Origin of the sequence: Pseudomonas sp. UBA6315 (assembly GCF_002438125.1) — a bacterium.
Lineage (GTDB): Bacteria > Pseudomonadota > Gammaproteobacteria > Pseudomonadales > Pseudomonadaceae > Aquipseudomonas > Aquipseudomonas faucium.
In genome coordinates this window covers 1-19,690 of sequence record NZ_DJTF01000166.1, presented here as the reverse complement: position 1 = coordinate 19,690, position 19,690 = coordinate 1, and the positions used below count along the sequence as shown (strand labels likewise).

Here is a 19,690-nt window from a genome sequence, read left to right as displayed (position 1 = left end):
GAGCTAGTCAGTCTTGATGTAGATTTTTGCAGTTTTGTGCCACTTTTGAAAAACCTTTGATACTAATTTTTTACCCCCGATAGAGCTGATAGGTCTGTGGCAAGTCAGGATGCATCTGCGCTTTGCTGCAGATCGCTGCTTAGCTGAACAGATTAAGCATCAGCGAACGACCAAAGGATCATTACGCCTGAAGCAGGAAGCGCTATCATCCCGCCATCAGCTCAAGAGGATCCCTTCGCAGCCGGTCAGTCCGGCACTCCCTTGAGCATCACAACAAGGAATGTTGCGCATGGACGACATCGTTCACCCCCCCGCTGCTCAAGAAGAAATCCCACCCAAAGAAGTCAAGATCCTTGCCACCCTTGTGGCGAAGCTGAACCTTGCCGACTTCCAGAACGCCATTCCCGTAATTCGCGAACTTCGTATAGCGAACGAGACCGAAGACCGTTTCGTTAATGCGACCATGACATTGACCTCAGAACCTGAGGTGTTCAAGGCCAAGGTGTGGCGGATCGACGAGATTGGGGCAGATAGTTTCCGGATCATTCCTGGTCTTGATTTGGTCTTGGACGGCCCGTTGCTTAGTCGTCTGACCGAAGCTGAGCTGTCGACATTCACCTTCGTGCTTGAGGCGGACGACAAGGAAGCCGAGAGCGGCAGAAAGGAGGTCTCCCGTTTTGAGCAAGTCGTAGACCTTCTGCCCCGAAATCAGTGGGGTGGGTTGCGGCATATTCCTGACATGACGGCTGCCTTCGTGCAGCCGAATGATCCGGCAGTTGAACGACTCTTGAAGCAGACGGCTGAGTTGCTTCGCCAAAGTGAACTGTCCTCATCGCTGGATGGTTACGAGGGTGGCGCGAAGCGAGCTTGGCAGCTGGCGTCTGCGGTCTGGAGCGCCGTCGCACGGATGAAGCTCGACTATGCATTGCCGCCGGCAAGTTTTGAACAGTCAGGTCAAAAGGTGCGAAGCCCAAGCCAGATTGCCGATACTGGTTTGGCAACCTGCATGGATCTTACCCTGCTATTCTGCGCTGCCCTGGAGCAAATCGGGCTGAACCCAGTCATCGTGTTCACCCGCGGTCACGCTTTCGCGGGGTTGTGGATGAAGCCCGAGGAGTTCACTACTGCCCTTGTCGATGATGTGACGGCGGTACGCAAGCGGGTCAAGCTGCGGGAACTGGTTCTATTTGAAACGACGCTCAGTACGCAGAATCCTGTCCCAACCTTCTCTTACGCAGTCGAGAGAGGTGAGAAGCAGATTACCGAAGACGCGGACAGCGAATTTGAAATGCTGCTCGACATTCGCCGGGCTCGACTGCAACGGATCAAGCCGCTCGCAAGTGCTGAGGCTCAGATCGCACGGATTGCTGATGAGGTTCCGGTGGATTCTCCGACGCTCCTGGTTGAGGACGGGGCTGGAATCTCTGATGAGATCCACGAGGTAGTGGTCGAAGACCTTTCCAAGCTCGACCCAGCAGACCGGCTTGGCCGGTGGCAGCGTAAACTCCTGGATCTCTCGCTTCGAAACAACCTCTTGAACTTCAAGACGGGCAAGCGGGCGCTGAAGCTGGAGTCCCCAGATCCAGGAGCCCTTGAGGACGTATTGGCCAGTGGTCAGTCGTTGAAGCTGCTCACCCGGCCAGACCTCATGGATGGTGCTGACCCGCGGGAGCGCGCTCTGTATGAGCAACGTGAGCGTGAGGATGTTCGTCGCCGCCATGCCGAGGATGCCCTTAAGCGCAGAGAGGTGTTCGTTGCGCTGACATCTAACGAGATGGATGTTCGACTCACCGAACTTTACCGAGGTGCTCGCACAGCCCTTCAGGAAGGCGGCTCCAATACGCTCTTCCTGGCCATTGGCTTCTTGAGTTGGACACGTGAGGACAGGGCAGGGCAGAAGTACAAAGCTCCCCTCGTGCTGGTTCCGGTCACGCTTGAGCGTAAGAGCGCTCGCTCCGGTTTCACCATGGTGCTCCACGATGACGAGCCGCGCTTCAACCCAACCCTGATCGAGATGCTTCGGCAGGATTTCGAGTTGGGCTTGGGCTCATTGGAGCATGAGCTTCCTCGAGACGATTCTGGTCTAGATATCGCCGGCATTTGGAACAAGGTCGGCCATGCCATTAAAGACATCCCTGGTTGGGAGTTGAGCGAAGACGTCGTGCTGTCGATGTTCTCGTTTGCCAAGTACCTCATGTGGAAGGATCTGGCCGAGAATGCTGAGCACCTGCGGCAGAGCCCTGTCGTTCAGCACCTACTGGATACCCCACGCGATTCGTTCGTTTCGGATACACCGTTCCCAGAGGCGCAATCGCTGGATCGCGACTACGGCCCGACAGACGTTTTCTGCCCGCTGCCGTCTGACTCATCTCAGTTGGCTGCAGTGATGGCCGCAGCCAAGGGCAAAGACTTCGTTCTCATCGGCCCACCCGGTACCGGCAAGAGCCAGACGATTTCCAACATGATCGCCCAGTCTATTGCCCAAGGTCGTCGCGTGCTGTTCGTTTCGGAGAAGATCGCCGCGCTGGATGTCGTGTACCGTCGCTTGCGTGAGATTGGCTTGGGTGAGTTCTGCCTCGAGTTGCACTCAAGCAAGGCTCGGAAAACTGATGTGCTGGCCCAGCTGCAGTCCGCTTGGGAGGCCAAAGGGCAGGTCGATTCCGCTGCATGGGAGATTGAGGCTCAGCGTCTCGCAACGCTGCGCGACAGCTTGAACATTTACGTCGAGCGACTGCACCGGCGCCATCGCAACGGTTACACCATCTATGATGCGATTGGCACGGTCACTTCGGGTGGCGATGAAGCTGTTGCGCCTGTTGGCTGGGCTTCACCTGACACGCATGACCAGAAAGCAATGCTTGAGCTTCGTGAATTGGGCGATCGCCTCGAAGTGAATGCTCAAGCTGTGGGCTATAGCCAGCTTGCTGGTAATGCGTTGTCCGCAGTTGGCCAAGCGGAATGGTCACCTCATTGGCAACAACAGTTTGTGCAGGCGGCTCGTGATGTGTTGCCTGCCGTCGTAGATGCGCAGCGTGCGGCTGATAGGTTCGTTGAGTTGGCTGGGCTACCAGCTTCGGAATACACCCCGGGTGCACTGGAGGGGCTGTCAGTTCTTTCCCAGGCACTACCCGCGGCCGCAGGACAGGATTGGCGCTTCGCGTTGCGGCCTGATGCCCGCTCCATTTCTCAACGGCTGAGCGATGGCTGTGCGTGGGTTGAACAACATCGAGAGCTAAACGCTAAGCTTTCGCCGCTCTGGACTTTTCGCGTTGTGGCGGATGCGAAGCAGGCTATTGAACTGCTGCAGCAACGTCGCACCGTATTCGGTGAGCTCAGCCCGGCCTGGCCGGAAAGTGTCACCGGTGTGCTTGCTCAGGCGATGGCACTGCTTGGCCAAATAGTAGAGCTCAAGCAGCAGCTCGGTGCGACCTATGGCGATACGATCGAATCGCTCGACATCGATCTGTTGCTGCGTGAGTGGAAGGAGGCTGAGGAATCGTTCTGGCCAAGATCCTGGTTCGGAAAGCGTCGTATTGCGGGTTTGCTAGCCCCGACTCAAACCTCTGCGGGCGAGGCCGATCACGGTAAAGATTTGGCCACCTGGGCAGAAATCCGCGCCGTGCGCCGCGCTATTGATGAGCTTGAGCCCGGGCATGAGTGCGTTGCCGTTTGGCAAGGTTCAAAGTCTGTGGCTGAGCAGCTTTCGACGTCGATCAAGCTTCAAGAGGCCATTCGGCTCCAGCAAGCAGACTCGGATTGGATTGATGATGGGCTCCAGTTGGTCGAGCAAGGCCAGCTGGGTGATGCATTGAAGGAAGAGCTGCGACGGCTTCGTACGCTGACTCGCATTGATAGCGATATGGCTGCCTTGTCCGACCTTGGTTCGAGCACTCAGCAGCTTTGGTGCGGCAAGGACACCAACATTGAACTCCTTACTGCAGCGCTGCGCTTCCAGGCTGAGCGTCGGGATATCGAAGAGCGCGGTCGTCTTGTTGATGATCACCCAGAAGTGCAGGAGGGCCGCTGTGGAGCGTTGCTGAAAGGTGACTTCGACCTGTTGAAGCAGCGGGCAGCGGTTGAGCGTGATCTGTCCGACCTGGCTGACCTGCGAGAGCTGGTACCAGTCTGGAGTGACCTGAAAACCAGGCTTGAGATTGCACGTCAGGCTGTGGTGTTCCAAGGGCAGGTAGCGACTGCTATTGCGAAGCTCGCGCTGAACCCGGAGCAGATAGCAGCTTACAAGGCTCCCCTTCAAACGCTCTTGGGCGATGGAAACGCTCTGCTAGAGCCTGAAGGTGCGATAGCTCTCGCAGGCGTTGGCCTGCGTGAAAAGCTTGCGTTGTTGCAGGAGCGTTCATCGCAACTAACTTCGATCGGTCACTTCACCGAGGCCGGTGTAGATGAGACCGCACATCTTTCCTTGAATGACCTCAAGAAAAATTGCGAGACCGTGGTTTCTTCCGAGGCGCGACTAAAAGCATGGTGTGCCTGGAGGAAGGTACGAGATGAGGCCTTCGCCGTTGGTCTCGCCCCCATTGTCCAGGCCATGGAAAGCGGAGCGATCACCTCCGGAAAAGTCCGCCGCGTCTTCGAGGTGAATTACGCTCGCTGGTGGCTGAATACCACCGTAGACAACGAGGAGGTCATCCGGACATTCGTGAGCGTAGAGCACGAACAGCGTATTCGCGATTTCCGAGCGCTGGATGACAAGTTCACCGAGCTGACGAAGGACTGGCTCCGTGCTCGGCTGTGTGCTGACCTGCCGAGTCAGGACAGCGTGAGCCGCTCTTCAGAGTGGGGCTTGCTGCGTCATGAGATGGGCAAGAAGACCAAGCATATTCCATTGCGTGAGTTGATGACTCGGGCACCAGAGGCGCTCACGAAACTCACGCCGTGCTTGCTGATGAGCCCGCTTTCGATCGCTCAGTACCTGCCGCCGGCTTCGACCCCGTTTGACCTCGTCATTTTCGACGAGGCCTCTCAGATCCCGGTCTGGGATGCGGTTGGTGCGATGGCGCGAGGGAAGCAGGTTGTTATGGTGGGCGACCCGAAACAGCTCCCGCCGACCTCGTTCTTCGATCGGGCTGAGTCCACGGCCGATGACGAAGATGTTGAGGCGGATCTCGAAAGCATCCTGGATGAATGCATCAGCGCGAACCTGCCGATGCGCAATCTGAACTGGCACTACCGTAGTCGCCACGAGAGCCTGATCGCGTTCTCCAACCAGCGTTACTACGGCTCGAAGCTGGTGACGTTCCCTTCGCCATTCACGGCTGATAAGGCTGTGAGGCTGTGTCCAGTTGCTGGTGTCTACGACAAGGGCGGCTCACGTACCAACCTGATCGAAGCAAGAGCCCTAGTTGCTGACCTTGTTGCTCGCCTTCAGTCGCCGGCCTTCCGTGAGAGCCGTCGTACTGTGGGAGTGGTCACGTTCAACGGTGAGCAGCAGAAGCTCATCATGGACATGCTCGATGAGGCATGCCGGAGGGATCCGTCGCTCGACTCGTACTTCGCTGAGTCTGAGCTCGAGCCAGTGTTCGTGAAGAACCTGGAAAGTGTCCAGGGCGACGAGCGGGACATAATCTATTTCTCGACCACCTACGGAAAAGACGCTGCCGGCGTGATGTCTATGAACTTCGGCCCGATGAACCGTCCGGGTGGCGAGCGCCGACTGAACGTTGCAATTACGCGTGCTCGCCAAGAACTGGTGCTGTTCTCGACCCTCCGCCCAGAGCACATTGACCTTGCTCGGACGCAAGCCGTCGGGGTGCGTGACCTGAAGCATTTCCTCGAATTTGCTGAACGTGGGCCGCAGGCCTTGGCTGAAGCTAATTTCGGTAGTGTGGGTGGATTCGATAGCCCATTTGAAGAGGCAGTCGCTGCTGCCTTGGCCAAGAAGGGTTGGCAGATCCATACCCAGATTGGTGTCTCTTCCTTCCGAGTAGACTTGGGGGTTGTGCACCCTGATGCTCCAGGGCGCTTCCTAGCCGGTGTCGAGTGCGATGGGGCTACCTATCACCGCAGTGCGACTGCGCGTGATCGCGACAAGCTGCGTGAGTTTGTGCTGCGTGGACTTGGCTGGGAGATCGTTAGGATCTGGTCGACCGACTGGTGGGTTGATGCCGTGGGAACCGCAGAAAAGGTGCATCAACGTCTCACCGAATTGCTTGCCGAATCGAGGGCCAAGCAGGCGGTCATCGATGCTGCCCATGAGGCTGAGCGCCTAAAAGTCGATGCTGCCATGGCTGAAGTCATTGAGGTTGTGGATCAGATTGCTGTTGTAGCTTCGACTTCAGCTGCCGGAGCCAATGATCCGTCTGGCGCAATGCCAGAGTTGAAATACGCCAGAGCTGCCGCGGCTCAAGCAGCAGAAGATACCGTGACTCCTTATGTGCCAGGAGAGCACCTGGTTTACAAGGAAGCAGACCCTGCCGAGGCTGTGAAGGCGGTTGATCCAGACAGATTCTTCGAAGCGAGCTACACGACTACCTTGGAACAGATGATTGCCCATGTGGTGGCAGAGGAGGGGCCTGTGCTCGATATGGCGCTTGCACGGCGTATCGCGCGTGCTCATGGCTGGGTCAGAACGGGCTCGCGCATTCGTGATCGCGTCGATCAAATAGCACGGGCACGATTCCGATCTCATGAAGAGGAGCAGGCAGGAACATTCTTCTGGCCGACTCATCTCGAGCCGGATATGAACGTTGTCTTTCGTAGGCCGGGTGATGACGATGCCATTCGCCCACTTGCTGAAATCTGCTTGCCCGAACTAGGTGCCTTAGTAGATGAGATGACCAAGCATGGTCACGTAGGAGAGGGGCTGGTTTACGCAGTAGCCAAGGAAGCCGGGGTCGGTAAGCTTGCCCACGCGGGCCGTCAGCGTATCGAAAAAGCGATAAAGCGGATCACAGAGTGATACTCGATAGGGCGCATTACCAGCGCCCCTTATCGATTCAGGGTGTAGCACTGTTGCTTCGAATTGTGCCGCGCCTGTGTACACACGAAGGCTAATTTGCAGTGGCAGAACAGGTCAGCAGCGAGATCGTATGCTGCTGACCTGTAAACCGTCATTTGCCGCGCGGTTTGCCAGCATCGCTCCGTTTATCGCGGACTTGACCGTCCTTGTTGCGAGATCGTGGTTGTTCACCACCACCAGGCTTTGGAACGTTCACGTTGGGGTTGAGAGGGCGACGATCTGTCATACGGAATCTCCTTCATCCAGCAATGTGAGATACAAGAGGTTTTCAGTAAATCGCGAGCCGCGCAGAAAGGTTTTCACACATCATATGGTGGTTTTCCTTGCTGCAAGACACAACATAATGCGCTCCGCTGGTGTTCGCAAGTGTTTTGGATCCCTTTAAAAGCCAGACGAGCTGAGCGCAACGCTCATCGTCGGCAGCGTGAATTCGAGAAGCGGCAAAAAGAGTTCGACAAGATGGTGGCTCTAGGGGCGGGAGCTGCTGGCCATCCTTCCGGACGAGCTGGTAATCGTTACTGCCATGGATAATGTGTTGAACAGCTCAACCGGACACATGGAGGATCAACCGATTCTCAGCGTTGCGTTCTCTCGGGCCACAGTCGACGGCCTGAACCTTGAGGCGATTGACCCATCAGATGCGATGAAGAACTTTGTACACAACATGAGTTTTAAGAAAAGTGGAGGATTTTCGGCAGTGCAAGCTCTAAACGCACAGCGCTTTGCTGGTGTCGAGGCATGAACTTGTCGTCCAAACCGAATTCGTCGAATCAGAGAGTTACGTGGCTTATGAACATATCGGACATAGCACCACATTTAACATAATATGCATTATACGCACCTTCACATATTCCACACAGGCCACACCCAAGCTACATTGCAGCACACACGATCCCTCTAGAATGGTTTTTCCCGATTCAAGGACGTCAGCATGCCGCATCACCCATCCGCCGATCAGATCATCGATCTCTACGACCGCAACGCGTCCACCTGGAATGACCTGCGCGGCAATCGCCTCATCGAACGCAAATGGTTCGAACGCTTCCACGCATTGCTGCAGCCGACGGCTACTGTCCTGGATCTAGGCTGTGGCTCTGGCCAGCCCGTGGCGCGTTTTCTGATCGAATCTGGCCTGTCGGTCGTTGGCGTGGATTCCTCAACGCAGATGATCGCGCTGTGCACCGCACAATTTCCCAATCAGCACTGGCTACAGGCCGACATGCGCACGCTGGACCTGGCGCGCCAGTTTGCCGGCATCCTGGCCTGGAACAGTTTTTTCCACCTCAAGCCGGATGACCAGCGCCAGATGTTCGCGGTTTTCCAACGCCATGCAGCGCCAGGTGCGTTGCTGATGTTCACCAGCGGCCCATCACATGGCGAGGCCTTGGGTGAGTTCCAGGGAGAAACGCTGTACCACGCCAGCCTGGACCCGCAGGAATACCGGGCCAGGCTGCATGAGCACGGGTTCGAGGTGCTGGATCACATCGCGGAAGACCCGGATTCTGGCGGCCTGACGGTGTGGCTGGCACGGCGCCTCCCCTGACTCATATATAAGTCAAAATTATAACTACACTAAATATTCATTTAGTGTAGTTATAACAAGCGCCTTCCCAACTATCCCCCAACTGCCCTCGCCTGGCTTCAATAATCATCCCGCTTGCGAAACGCCCAGCGCCCAACCAGCACCGTAAAGGTCGCCACCAACGCCACCAGCACCCAGAACCCGTGCGGGTCGTCGGCCAAGGGAATGCCGCCCACGTTCATGCCAAAGAAGCCGGCGATGATGTTGATCGGCAATGCCAGCACCGTCACTACCGTAAGCGTGAACAAGGTGCGGTTGTTCTGCTCGGTGAGCTTGGCCGCGATCTCCTCCTGCAGCAGCTTTATACGCTCCACCAGCGACGTCAGGTCGCTGATGATCACCGCAAACTCTTCAGTGGCCGCTCGCAATTGCCGCAGGTCCTGCTCGCGCAACCAGTCCGGCGGGCGGTTGAGCAAGCGCAGCAAGGACCCCGGCTCCAACGCCAGCAGCCGCTGCAGGCGCACCAGCACGCGGCGCAGGCTGCTCAATTCGGCGCGGTTGTCGCTCAGGCGCAGCGACAGCAACTGGTCTTCGATGCCGTCCACTTTCATCGTGGTTTCCCGCACCACCTGGGTCAGCAGGTCGCCTTGGTCACCCAGCAGGTGCGCGAGCAGCTCGACCGTGGAGCCGAAGCATTCGCCCTGCTTCACCGAAAGCCGCAGCTTGTCCACCGAGTGCAGCGGCTGCAGCCGCACGCTGACCAGCAGCCGGCGGCGTGCGCAGGCCCACAGGGTCGAGACGTCCGACGACACCAGGCCGAAGTTGAAGACGATGTCGTTGACCACGGCCAGCAAGGCGCCGTCGGTATGTTCGATGCGGGTGGAGCGAGAACCTTCGCGCAGGGTCTCGAAAAAGCTCTCGGGCAGGTCCAGGTGGCTCCTCATCCAGCGCTCGCAGGCGGCATGGGCAAGGTTCAGGTGCAGCCACATGAACTCATCGTTGTCTGCCGGCTCCAGCAGGCGCTGCAAGGCCTCGGCCGAGTCGATTTCCCGCGCGGCCTGACCCGGGCAGAAGGCGAAACCATACAGCAGTCCATAGAGATCCGCTTCCGAATGCCCATGGACCGGGCCCAGCATCATGCGGTCTGCCATGTGGGTAGAAACCGAGTGTTAAGAAATTGAAATCATAAATTTCAATACATGACAGTGGGATGACGACACGCCCGGCGCGAACATTGATCCAGATTAATACCGCTGCACCCCTCCTCCCCCAGACTGACCACTTCGCACCCTCACTGGGGGACTAGGCATGACCATTATCGTGACCGGCGCCGCCGGTTTCATCGGCAGCAATCTGGTCAAGGCGCTCAACCAGCGCCACGAAACCCGGATCATCGCCGTCGATGACCTCACCGATGGCGACAAATTTCGCAACCTCGCCGACTGCGACATCGCCGACTACCTGGACAAGCACGACTTCATCGAGCGCCTGCGCCAAGGCCAGTTCGGCAAGGTACGCGCCGTGCTGCACCAGGGCGCCTGCTCCAGCACCGTCGAAGGTGACGGCCGCTTCATGATGGAAAACAACTACCGCTACAGCTGTGACCTGTTCAGCGCCGCCCAAGCCCAACAGGTGCCCATGCTGTACGCCTCCTCGGCAGCCGTGTACGGCGCAGGCCAGGTGTTTCGCGAGCAGCGCGAACATGAGCAGCCGCTGAACGTCTACGGCTACTCCAAATTCCTCTTCGATCAATATGTGCGCCGGCACCTGCCCGCGGCCCGCAGCCAGGTCGTCGGGTTGCGCTACTTCAACGTCTACGGGCCACGCGAGCAGCACAAGGGCGCCATGGCCTCGGTCGCGCTGCACTGCTTCAACCAGTACCAGGCCCATGGCAAGGTCAGCCTGTTCGGCCAGTATGGCGACTACCCGAGCGGCGGCCACCTGCGCGACTTCGTCTCAGTGGACGATGTGGTCAAGGTCAACCTGTTCTTCCTCGACCACCCGCAACTGAGCGGCATCTTCAACGTCGGCAGCGGCCGCGCCCAGCCTTTCAATGACGTTGCCCTGGCGGTCATCAACCGCCTGCGCGGGCAAGAAGGCCTGCCGCCGTTGACGCTGCAGGCGGCCTTGCGCGAAGGCGTGCTGGAATATTCGGCGTTTCCCGAGCACTTGCGCGGCAAGTACCAGTGCTACACCTGCGCCGACCTGCAGCGCCTGCGCAGCGTGGGCTTCGCGGCTGGCATGGCGGCCGTCGAGCAAGGCGTTGCGCGCTATTGCGACTGGTTGCTGGGTGAGCAACGCCCGTTGCAGATGCCGTTCAGCCAGGCGGGCGTTGCTTGAAGGTGGCTCAGGCCAGGCCGCCAAAGCGCTTGTAGAAACTCTCGTTCACATCCGGCAGCGGGCCGTCCGCGGTTTCCAGCGCGGTGTTCAGCCAGTCTTCGGCCTTGGCGAAGATCAGCCGATACAGGTTGCGGCACAGCTGGCGTGCGGCCCTGCCTTCCCAGTCGCCCGGCAACAACTCGTCGGGCAACTGCGGGTCGCGCAGCAGCAACCGGCGGTATTCATGGATGAGCAAGGTGCGCGCCAGGAAGCAGTCCTGGGCATCGAGCTCGGGCTGCTCCTTCAGGCTCTGCCACAGCGGCCGGAACAGCTGGATGAACTCGCTGTACTGCTGCCCCAGTTCATCGATACGCCAACTTTCCCGCACCTGCGCACGCAGGGCCTTGGAGGCCAGCACTTCCTGGGTGTGGGTTTCGAAGACGATGCTGTCGTCGCTCGCCTCCAGCTCGCGCAAGGTTGCCGCCAGGTCGCTGCGGTCAGCCCGCGGGCAGCCCAGCACGTTGGGCGCCATCACGCCGAAACCCTGCCATTCCAACTCTTCGCGCACGGCCTTGCGCTTGCCGGCTTCGAGCTGCGACAGCAGCACCAGGGTCCAGGCGCCATCCCAGGCCGGCTGGCTTGGGCTGTAGACCCGCTTGAAGGCTTTTTCGAAGCGCCGCCGGCCAGTGCCGGTGAGGCTGTAGTAGCTGCGCCGGCCGACTTTTTCGGCGGTCAGCCAGCCTTCCTTGGTCAGGCGGAAGATCGAGGTGCGGATCAGCCGTTCATTGATGCCGATCGGCTCCAGCAGGTTGATCAGGCTACCCAGCCAGACCGTGCCGCCATGGGGTTCGATGGCATCCCCGTAGAGGGTGATGATCAGCGAACTGGCGCGAATCGGGGTCTGCTCCTGGAAGCGGGTGATCAAGGTATTCAGCGGGGCGAGGTTGCTCATGGAGGAACTGTGCGCGGAGAAAGCACCGACTATACCTGTGCGGCGGCCTGCCTGGCCATGGCGCGCGGGCAGGTTCATGCGCCCGCCTCGCCTTTGGGGCGCAAACCATCGTCGCCCATGCGCGGGCGCTGGGCCTCGGCCTCGGTCAGCGGCGGGCACTCGACCAGGCTGGCCATGCAGCGCTGGGTCAGCCGCTGATACTCGGCGGTGCCGCGCTGTTTCCAGGCCAGTTCCTCGTCGCTCAGCGGGCGCTTGACCTGGGCCGGCGCGCCCATCACCAGGCTCTGTTCGGCGCAGCTGAAGCCGGCCTTGACGAATGCCGTGGCAGCGACGATGCAGCGCGGCGCGACATGGGCGCCGTCCATTACCACGGCGTTCATCCCGATCAGCGCGTCCTCGCCTACCCGGCAGCCGTGCAGCACTGCGCCATGGCCGACGTGGCCGTTGCGCTCGATCACGGTGTCGCCACCGGGGAAGCCATGCATCACGCAGGTGTCCTGCAGGTTGGCGCCCTCTTCCAGCACGATCCGGCCGAAATCACCCCGCAACGAGGCCAGCGGCCCCACGTAGCAGTGCGGGCCGACGATCACGTCGCCGATCAGCACGGCGCTGGGGTGGACATAGGCAGTGGGGTCGACCACTGGGGTCAGGCCATCGAGGCGGTAGCAAGGCATGGCGTTTATCCTGAAATGATTCGCAACGTTTTCTGATCTTGTATCGTAAATGTGTTTTTCGTCAAACCCTATCGAGCCTGCCAAATGCGGGGTATGCAGAGAAGGCGCACCTATCAGGCAATCGCTTATAAGATACACGAACTCTGTGTTGCTATTGCATTCATGTATCACATGGTGCTTATACTGGCTCCACCTGGGCACGGCCCCCCGTCGCCCCTGCAGACAATTCCAATAAACGCCGGCCACGCGATGCGCCGTGCGAGCAGCCCGAGGACCCCCACATGCCGCGTTATCTCCACGTGCAAGCGCCTGAACACGGCGTGCGCCTGGTCACCCTGCAACGGCCCGAAGCGCTCAATGCCTTGTGCACCGAACTGCTGGCAGAACTGGCCAGCGAACTGGAGGCCGCCGACCGCGACGAGCAGACCCGCGCCGTGGTGATCACCGGCAGCCGCAAGGCCTTTGCCGCCGGCGCCGACATCGGCGAGATGGCCGAACGCGACCTGGTCGGCATTCTCAACGACCCCCGCGTCGGCCACTGGCACCGCATCGCAGGCTTCAGCAAACCCCTGGTCGCCGCCGTCAACGGCTACGCCCTGGGCGGTGGCTGCGAGCTGGTGATGTGCGCCGACATCGTCATCGCCGGCGTCGACGCCCGTTTCGGCCAGCCGGAAATCAACCTGGGCATCATCCCCGGTGCCGGCGGCACCCAGCGCCTGCTGCGCGCCGTGGGCAAGCCGCTGGCCATGCAGATGGTGCTGACCGGCGAAGCCATTACCGCCGGGCATGCCCTGCAGGCCGGCCTGGTCAGCGAACTCACCCAGCCCGAACTGACCGTGGAGCGCGCCGTGCAAGTGGCCCGCAGCATCGCCGCCAAGGCGCCGCTGGCGGTACGCCTGGCCAAGGAAGCGCTGCTCAAGGCCGGCGACACCGACCTTGCCAGCGGCCTGCGCTTCGAGCGCCATGCCTTCACCCTGCTGGCCGGCACCGCCGACCGCAACGAGGGCATCCGCGCCTTCCAGGAAAAACGCCCGGCCCAGTTCGAAGGCCGTTGACCTGCCCTTTCCCTTGCCTGACGGAGCGAGTCCGAGATGACTTTCCAGCACATTCTGTTTTCCATCGAGGATGGCGTTGCCCTCCTCTCGCTGAACCGGCCCGAGCAGCTGAACAGCTTCAACACCGCGATGCACCTGGAGGTGCGCGAAGCCTTGAAGCAAGTGCGCCAGAGCGACCAGGCCCGGGTGCTGCTGCTGACCGGCGAAGGCCGCGGCTTCTGCGCAGGCCAGGACCTGTCCGACCGCAATGTGGCACCAGGGGCCGAAATGCCTGACCTGGGCGAGTCCATCGAGCGCTTCTACAACCCCCTGGTGCGCACCCTGCGCGAGCTGCCGCTGCCGGTCATCTGCGCCGTCAACGGCGTGGCCGCAGGCGCCGGGGCCAACCTGCCGCTGGCCTGCGACCTGGTGCTGGCAGCACGTTCGGCCAGCTTCATCCAGGCGTTCTGCAAGATCGGCCTGGTGCCGGACTCTGGCGGCACCTGGCTGCTGCCCCGCCTGGTGGGCATGGCCCGGGCCAAGGCGCTGGCCATGCTCGGCGAGCGCCTGAGCGCCGAGCAGGCCGAGCGTTGGGGGCTGATCCACCGCGTGGTCGACGATGCCGCCCTGCGCGACGAGGCCATGACCCTGGCGCGCCACCTGGCCAGCCAGCCGACCTACGGCCTGGCGCTGATCAAGCGCAGCCTCAATGCCAGCTTCGACAACAGCTTCGACCAGCAGCTGGAGCTGGAGCGCGACCTGCAGCGCCTGGCCGGGCGCAGCGAGGACTACCGTGAAGGCGTCAGCGCCTTCACGACCAAGCGCACACCGGCATTCAAGGGGCGTTGAGCATGCACGCACTGCACACTGACGCCCTGGTGGCGGTCATCGGCGCCGGTGCCATGGGCGCCGGCATCGCCCAGGTCGCGGCCCAGGCCGGGCACCCGGTCAAGCTCTACGACAACCGCCCCGGCGCGGCTGCCCAGGCCGTGGCAGGCATCGACCAGCAACTCGGGCGCCTGGTGGAAAAAGGCAAGCTGCAGGCCGAGGCCCGCCACGCCATCGTGGCCCGCCTGCAGCCGGTGGAGGCGATCGAGGCCCTGGCCGATGCGCGCCTGGTGATCGAAGCCATCGTCGAGAACCTGCAGGTCAAGCAAGGGCTGCTGCGTCAGCTCGAAGAGCTGTGCGCGCCGGACTGCATCCTCGCCAGCAACACCTCGTCGCTGTCCATCACCAGCCTCGCCGCTGGCCTGCAGCGGCCTGGGCAAGTGATTGGCATGCACTTCTTCAACCCGGCGCCGCTGATGGCCTTGGTGGAAGTGGTCTGCGGCCTGGCCACCGAGCCCGCGATTGCCGCCACCTTGTATGAAACCGCCAAGGCCTGGGGTAAGCAGCCGGTGTACACCCGCTCCACCCCCGGTTTCATCGTCAACCGCGTGGCCCGCCCGTTCTACGCTGAAAGCCTGCGCCTGCTGCAGGAAGGCGCGGCGGACTGCGCCACCCTGGATGCGCTGCTGCGCGATGCCGGCGGTTTTCGCATGGGCGCGTTCGAGCTGACCGACCTGATCGGCCATGACGTCAACTACGCCGTTACCTGCTCGGTGTTCGATGCCTTTTATGGCGACTTCCGCTTCCAGCCCTCGCTGGTGCAAAAAGAGCTGGTCGACGCCGGCCGCCTCGGGCGCAAGAGTGGCCAGGGCTTCTACCGCTACGCCGAGGGCGCGCAGCGGCCGCAGCCGGCAGTGCTGCACAGCGCGCTGACTGTCGAGCACTGCGTGGTCGAAGGCGACCTGGGCGTCATGCAGCCGCTCATCGAGCGCTTGCGCGACAGTGGGCTTGGCGTCAGCCAGCGTGATGGCCATGGCCTGATCCAGGTCGGCGAAGCGACCCTGGCGCTGTCCGATGGCCGCCTGGCCAGCCAGCGCGCCCGTGAAGACGGCCTGCGCAACCTGGTGCTGGTCGACCTGGCCCTGGATTACCGCAGCGCCACGCGCATCGCCATCAGCTGGTCTGCCGATACCTGCGAGCAGGCCCGCGATCAGGCGGTGGCCTTGCTGCAACGCGCCGGCCTGCAGGTATCGGCGCTGGCCGACCTGCCTGGCCTGGTGGTGCTGCGCACCGTGGCCATGCTCGCCAACGAAGCGGCCGACGCCGTGCTGCAAGGCGTCGGCAGCGCCGCCGACATCGACCTGGCCATGCGCACCGGGGTCAATTACCCGCGCGGCCCGCTGGCCTGGGCCGAGCAGATCGGCCTGGGCTACACCCTGCGCGTGCTCGACAACCTGCAACGCAGCTACGGCGAAAGCCGCTACCGCCCTTCCCTGCTGCTGCGCCGCCAAGCGGCCCAAGGAGCTCGCCTGCATGACTGACCCGCACCGCACCCCCGACCAACTGGCCCAGGCCTGCGCCGACGCCATGTTCTCCCGCGACCAGGCTTCCCAGGCGCTGGGCATCAGCCTCATCGATGCCGGCGCCGGCCGCGCGTGCCTGCGCATGCCGGTGCGCGCCGACATGATCCAGGGCCACGGCACCTGCCACGGCGGCTTTTTGTTCGCCCTGGCCGACTCGGCCTTCGCGTTTGCCTGCAACAGCTACGACGAAGCCACCGTCGCCCTGGGCTGCAGCATCGACTACGTCGCCCCGGCACTGCGCGGCGACCTGCTGACGGCCACGGCCAGCGAGCAGGCGCGCAAGGGGCGTACCGGGCTGTATGACGTGCGCATCGAAAACCAGCGCGGCGAACTGGTCGCCCTGTTCCATGGCAAATCCTACAAAGTGCGCGGCACGGTGCTTGCGCAGGAGACCCAAGATGAGTGAACACACCCTGTCCGAGGCGCTGATCATCGACGCCGTGCGCACGCCCATCGGCCGCTACGGCGGCGCCCTGAGCCAGGTGCGCGCCGACGACCTGGCCGCGGTACCGATCAAGGCGTTGGTCGAGCGCCACCCGGAGCTGGACTGGCAAGCCATCGACGATGTGATCCTCGGCTGCGCCAACCAGGCCGGTGAAGACAACCGCAACGTCGCGCGCATGGCCGCGCTGCTGGCCGGGCTGCCGATCAGCGTGCCGGGCACCACGCTCAACCGCCTGTGCGGCTCGGGCATGGACGCCATCGGCAATGCCGCCCGCGCCCTGCGCTGTGGCGAGGCCGGCCTGATGCTGGCGGGCGGCGTCGAGTCGATGTCGCGGGCGCCGTTCGTCATGGGCAAGTCGGAACAGGCTTTCGGGCGCAGCGCCGAGCTGTTCGACACCACCATCGGCTGGCGTTTCGTCAACCCCTTGACGCAGGCCGGGCATGGCATCGACTCGATGCCGGAAACGGCAGAAAACGTCGCCGCCCAGTTCGGCATTTCCCGCGCCGACCAGGATGCCTTCGCCCTGCGCAGCCAGCACAAGGCCGCCGCCGCCCAGGCGCGTGGCCGCCTGGCGCGGGAAATCGTGCCGGTGACGATTGCCCAGCGCAAAGGCCCGGCCTTGCAGGTGGCGCAGGATGAACACCCGCGCGCCGACACTACCCTTGAGCAACTGGCCAAGCTCGGCACGCCGTTCCGCCAGGGCGGCAGCGTCACCGCCGGCAATGCCTCGGGCGTCAACGACGGCGCCTGCGCCCTGCTGCTGGCCAGCAGCGAGGCCGCCCGCCGCCATGGCCTCAAGCCGCGTGGGCGGATCGTCGGCATGGCGGTGGCCGGGGTCGAGCCGCGCATCATGGGCATCGGCCCGGTGCCGGCGACCCGCAAGGTGCTGGCCCTGACCGGCCTGTCGCTGGCCGACATGGATGTGATCGAGCTCAACGAGGCTTTTGCCGCCCAGGGCCTGGCGGTGCTGCGCGAGCTGGGGCTGCAGGACGACGACCCACGGGTCAACCCCAACGGCGGCGCCATCGCCCTCGGCCACCCGCTGGGCATGAGCGGCGCGCGGCTGGTCACCACCGCCCTGCACGAGCTGGAAGAAACCGCCGGACGCTACGCCCTGTGCACCATGTGCATCGGCGTGGGCCAAGGCATCGCCATGGTCATCGAGCGTCTCTGACCAATGGCTTGTTACTGAACGCGACGCCGCCGGTTATGCTGCGTCCATGACACTCACGGCCCTGCTGCTTGCACGCCAGGCGCCGGTCTACAAGAACAATTCGAGTGATGCCATGAACATGTACCACGAAGCCGATCGTGCCCTGCTGGACCCGATGGAAACCGCCAGCGTGGACGCGCTGCGCCAGCACCAGCTGGAGCGCCTGCGCTGGAGCCTTGCGCACGCCTACGACAAGGTGCCGCTGTACCGCAAGCGTTTCGACGAATGCGGCGCCCACCCCGATGACCTGAAAACCCTCGACGACCTGGCGAAGTTCCCCTTCACCGGCAAGAACGATTTGCGCGACAACTACCCCTACGGCATGTTCGCCGTGCCCCAGCAGGAGGTGGTGCGCCTGCACGCCTCCAGCGGCACCACCGGCAAGCCGACCGTGGTCGGCTACACGCAGAACGACATCGACACCTGGGCCAATGTGGTCGCCCGCTCGATCCGCGCCGCCGGCGGGCGCAAGGGCGACAAGGTGCACGTGTCCTACGGCTACGGCCTGTTCACGGGCGGTCTGGGCGCCCACTACGGCGCCGAGCGCCTGGGTTGCACGGTGATCCCCATGTCGGGCGGCCAGACCGAAAAGCAGGTGCAGCTGATTCGCGACTTCCAGCCCGACATCATCATGGTCACCCCCTCGTACATGCTCAACCTGGCCGACGAGATCGAACGCCAGGGCATCGACCCCAACGACCTCAAGCTGCGCCTGGGCATCTTCGGCGCCGAGCCGTGGACCGACGAATTGCGCCGCTCCATCGAACAGCGCCTGGGCATCAACGCCCTGGACATCTACGGCCTGTCGGAAATCATGGGCCCGGGCGTGGCCATGGAGTGCATCGAGACCAAGGACGGCCCGACCATCTGGGAAGACCACTTCTACCCCGAGATCATCGACCCGGTCAGCGGCGCGGTGCTGCCCGACGGCCAGCTCGGCGAGCTGGTATTCACCTCGCTGAGCAAGGAGGCGCTGCCGATGGTGCGCTACCGCACTCGCGACCTGACCCGCCTGTTGCCGGGCACGGCGCGGCCGATGCGGCGCATCGGCAAGATCACCGGGCGCAGCGACGACATGCTGATCATTCGCGGGGTCAACGTGTTCCCCACGCAGATCGAAGAGCAGGTGCTGAAAATAAAACAGCTTTCCGAGCTTTATGAGATTCATCTGTATCGCAATGGCAATCTCGACAGCGTTGAGGTGCACGTGGAGTTGCGCGGCGAATGCCAAAGCCTGGATGAGGCGCAGCGCAAGCTCATTGCCGGTGAATTGACCAAGCAGATCAAGACCTACATCGGCATCAGCACCCAGGTGCGGCTGCAGCCCTGCGGGACGCTCAAGCGCTCCGAGGGCAAGGCCTGCCATGTGTTCGACAAACGGTTGGCCAGCTGATTCATCAGCTGCCTTTTGTGGCCCCGGCTTAGTCCGGGGCTTTTTTTTGGGTTGAATCTGAGGGCCTCTTCGCGGGGCAAGCCCGCTCCCACAGAGCTTGTGGAGAGCCCCAGATCCCTTGTGGGAGCGGGCTTGCCCCGCGAAAGGGCCGGCATGTGATACACAAATCTTATTTGATACACATAAAACTGTTTGACGTTATGTTTTGTATCGCTTACAAATGACTCATGCCTTAGCAGGAGTCGGAACATGTACGCACAGCTAGTGGAAACCGGAGTCAAGCGCGTCAAGTCGCTGGAAGAGATGTCGCCCGAAGAGCGCCACTTCCAGGAAAAGATCGACGCCGAAATCAAGATCGAAGCCAAGAACTGGATGCCCGAGGCCTACCGCCAGACCCTGATCCGGCAGATCTCCCAGCACGCCCACTCGGAAATCGTCGGCATGCTCCCGGAAGGCAACTGGGTCACCCGCGCCCCCAGCCTCAAGCGCAAGCTGCAGCTGATGGCCAAGATTCAGGACGAAGCCGGCCACGGCCTGTACCTGTACAGCGCCATGGAAACCCTCGGCGCCGACCGCGACGAAGAGATCGCCAAGCTGCACAGCGGCAAGGCCAAGTACTCGAGCATCTTCAACTACCCGACCCTGAGCTGGGCCGACATGGGCGCGGTGGGCTGGCTGGTCGATGGCGCCGCCATCGTCAACCAGGTGGTGCTCCAGCGCACCTCCTACGGCCCCTACTCCCGCGCCATGA

Annotated in this window: 14 protein-coding genes; 11 read left to right on the top strand and 3 right to left on the bottom strand. The window is 62.0% G+C overall.

Translation table 11 applies throughout. From position 1 onward, the window contains the following. Window positions 1-289: 289 nt before the first annotated feature. The 3 genes from B3E94_RS19290 (at window position 290) to B3E94_RS19280 (ending at window position 8,519) form a co-directional block, all read left to right on the top strand. Window positions 290-6,916 (top strand): DUF3320 domain-containing protein, encoded by a 6,627-nt coding sequence (locus tag B3E94_RS19290; RefSeq protein WP_286914736.1) that lies wholly within the window; start codon window positions 290-292, stop codon window positions 6,914-6,916. 595 nt (window positions 6,917-7,511) lie between these two features. Beyond that, the gene (locus tag B3E94_RS19285) at window positions 7,512-7,718 is read left to right on the top strand and encodes a hypothetical protein (RefSeq protein ID WP_286914735.1); all 207 of its coding nucleotides are present in this window, start codon (window positions 7,512-7,514) and stop codon (window positions 7,716-7,718) included. A 189-nt stretch (window positions 7,719-7,907) separates the two neighbouring features. Further along, window positions 7,908-8,519 (top strand): class I SAM-dependent DNA methyltransferase, encoded by a 612-nt coding sequence (locus B3E94_RS19280; protein ID WP_286914733.1) that lies wholly within the window; start codon window positions 7,908-7,910, stop codon window positions 8,517-8,519. 98 nt (window positions 8,520-8,617) lie between these two features. Here B3E94_RS19280 and B3E94_RS19275 read toward each other — a convergent pair whose 3' ends face one another. Then, window positions 8,618-9,634, bottom strand: a complete 1,017-nt coding sequence (locus tag B3E94_RS19275) for a transporter (RefSeq protein WP_236235949.1) — start codon at window positions 9,632-9,634, stop codon at window positions 8,618-8,620. A 172-nt stretch (window positions 9,635-9,806) separates the two neighbouring features. On the opposite strand from B3E94_RS19275, the gene rfaD reads away from it, so the two are divergent. Continuing rightward, window positions 9,807-10,838, top strand: a complete 1,032-nt coding sequence (rfaD, locus tag B3E94_RS19270) for an ADP-glyceromanno-heptose 6-epimerase (RefSeq protein ID WP_286914732.1) — start codon at window positions 9,807-9,809, stop codon at window positions 10,836-10,838. Window positions 10,839-10,845: 7 nt separating this feature from the next. Here rfaD and paaX read toward each other — a convergent pair whose 3' ends face one another. Together paaX and paaY are read right to left on the bottom strand one after the other, a co-directional pair. Continuing rightward, window positions 10,846-11,769: a phenylacetic acid degradation operon negative regulatory protein PaaX gene (gene paaX, locus B3E94_RS19265; protein WP_236235864.1), complete on the bottom strand. Its 924-nt coding sequence runs from the start codon at window positions 11,767-11,769 to the stop codon at window positions 10,846-10,848. Between the two features lie 74 nt (window positions 11,770-11,843). Further along, window positions 11,844-12,443: a phenylacetic acid degradation protein PaaY gene (paaY, locus tag B3E94_RS19260; protein ID WP_176511165.1), complete on the bottom strand. Its 600-nt coding sequence runs from the start codon at window positions 12,441-12,443 to the stop codon at window positions 11,844-11,846. A 281-nt stretch (window positions 12,444-12,724) separates the two neighbouring features. Between paaY and paaF the strand changes: the two genes are divergently transcribed. From paaF to paaA, 7 genes are all read left to right on the top strand, one after another. Next, window positions 12,725-13,498: a 2,3-dehydroadipyl-CoA hydratase PaaF gene (paaF, locus tag B3E94_RS19255; protein WP_286914730.1), complete on the top strand. Its 774-nt coding sequence runs from the start codon at window positions 12,725-12,727 to the stop codon at window positions 13,496-13,498. Window positions 13,499-13,534: 36 nt separating this feature from the next. Then, window positions 13,535-14,326 (top strand): 2-(1,2-epoxy-1,2-dihydrophenyl)acetyl-CoA isomerase PaaG, encoded by a 792-nt coding sequence (paaG, locus tag B3E94_RS19250; protein ID WP_286914729.1) that lies wholly within the window; start codon window positions 13,535-13,537, stop codon window positions 14,324-14,326. A 2-nt stretch (window positions 14,327-14,328) separates the two neighbouring features. Then, window positions 14,329-15,846: a 3-hydroxyacyl-CoA dehydrogenase PaaH gene (gene paaH, locus B3E94_RS19245; RefSeq protein WP_286914728.1), complete on the top strand. Its 1,518-nt coding sequence runs from the start codon at window positions 14,329-14,331 to the stop codon at window positions 15,844-15,846. Then, on the top strand, window positions 15,839-16,294 hold the full coding sequence (gene paaI, locus B3E94_RS19240) for a hydroxyphenylacetyl-CoA thioesterase PaaI (protein ID WP_286914727.1): 456 nt from the start codon (window positions 15,839-15,841) through the stop codon (window positions 16,292-16,294). Before paaH ends, paaI begins: the two co-directional genes overlap by 8 nt. After that, on the top strand, window positions 16,287-17,507 hold the full coding sequence (gene pcaF, locus B3E94_RS19235; RefSeq protein WP_286914726.1) for a 3-oxoadipyl-CoA thiolase: 1,221 nt from the start codon (window positions 16,287-16,289) through the stop codon (window positions 17,505-17,507). The genes paaI and pcaF overlap by 8 nt, the downstream gene beginning before the upstream one ends. A gap of 112 nt (window positions 17,508-17,619) precedes the next feature. Continuing rightward, complete coding sequence (gene paaK / locus B3E94_RS19230; RefSeq protein WP_236235950.1) at window positions 17,620-18,939, top strand: phenylacetate--CoA ligase PaaK; 1,320 nt, start codon at window positions 17,620-17,622, stop codon at window positions 18,937-18,939. 249 nt (window positions 18,940-19,188) lie between these two features. Then, on the top strand, window positions 19,189-19,690 hold a 502-nt coding region (paaA, locus tag B3E94_RS19225; protein ID WP_286914725.1), incomplete at its 3' end, for a 1,2-phenylacetyl-CoA epoxidase subunit PaaA.

What these genes read in the sequence shown, in the direction of transcription:
- B3E94_RS19290 (WP_286914736.1), top strand. Translation starts at nt 290, where the DNA reads ATGGACGACATCGTTCACCCCCCCGCTGCTCAAGAAGAAATCCCACCC.
- B3E94_RS19280 (WP_286914733.1), top strand. Translation starts at nt 7,908, where the DNA reads ATGCCGCATCACCCATCCGCCGATCAGATCATCGATCTCTACGACCGC.
- B3E94_RS19275 (WP_236235949.1), bottom strand. Translation starts at nt 9,634, where the DNA reads ATGCTGGGCCCGGTCCATGGGCATTCGGAAGCGGATCTCTATGGACTG.
- rfaD (WP_286914732.1), top strand. Translation starts at nt 9,807, where the DNA reads ATGACCATTATCGTGACCGGCGCCGCCGGTTTCATCGGCAGCAATCTG.
- paaX (WP_236235864.1), bottom strand. Translation starts at nt 11,769, where the DNA reads ATGAGCAACCTCGCCCCGCTGAATACCTTGATCACCCGCTTCCAGGAG.
- paaY (WP_176511165.1), bottom strand. Translation starts at nt 12,443, where the DNA reads ATGCCTTGCTACCGCCTCGATGGCCTGACCCCAGTGGTCGACCCCACT.
- paaF (WP_286914730.1), top strand. Translation starts at nt 12,725, where the DNA reads ATGCCGCGTTATCTCCACGTGCAAGCGCCTGAACACGGCGTGCGCCTG.
- paaG (WP_286914729.1), top strand. Translation starts at nt 13,535, where the DNA reads ATGACTTTCCAGCACATTCTGTTTTCCATCGAGGATGGCGTTGCCCTC.
- paaH (WP_286914728.1), top strand. Translation starts at nt 14,329, where the DNA reads ATGCACGCACTGCACACTGACGCCCTGGTGGCGGTCATCGGCGCCGGT.
- paaI (WP_286914727.1), top strand. Translation starts at nt 15,839, where the DNA reads ATGACTGACCCGCACCGCACCCCCGACCAACTGGCCCAGGCCTGCGCC.
- pcaF (WP_286914726.1), top strand. Translation starts at nt 16,287, where the DNA reads ATGAGTGAACACACCCTGTCCGAGGCGCTGATCATCGACGCCGTGCGC.
- paaK (WP_236235950.1), top strand. Translation starts at nt 17,620, where the DNA reads ATGAACATGTACCACGAAGCCGATCGTGCCCTGCTGGACCCGATGGAA.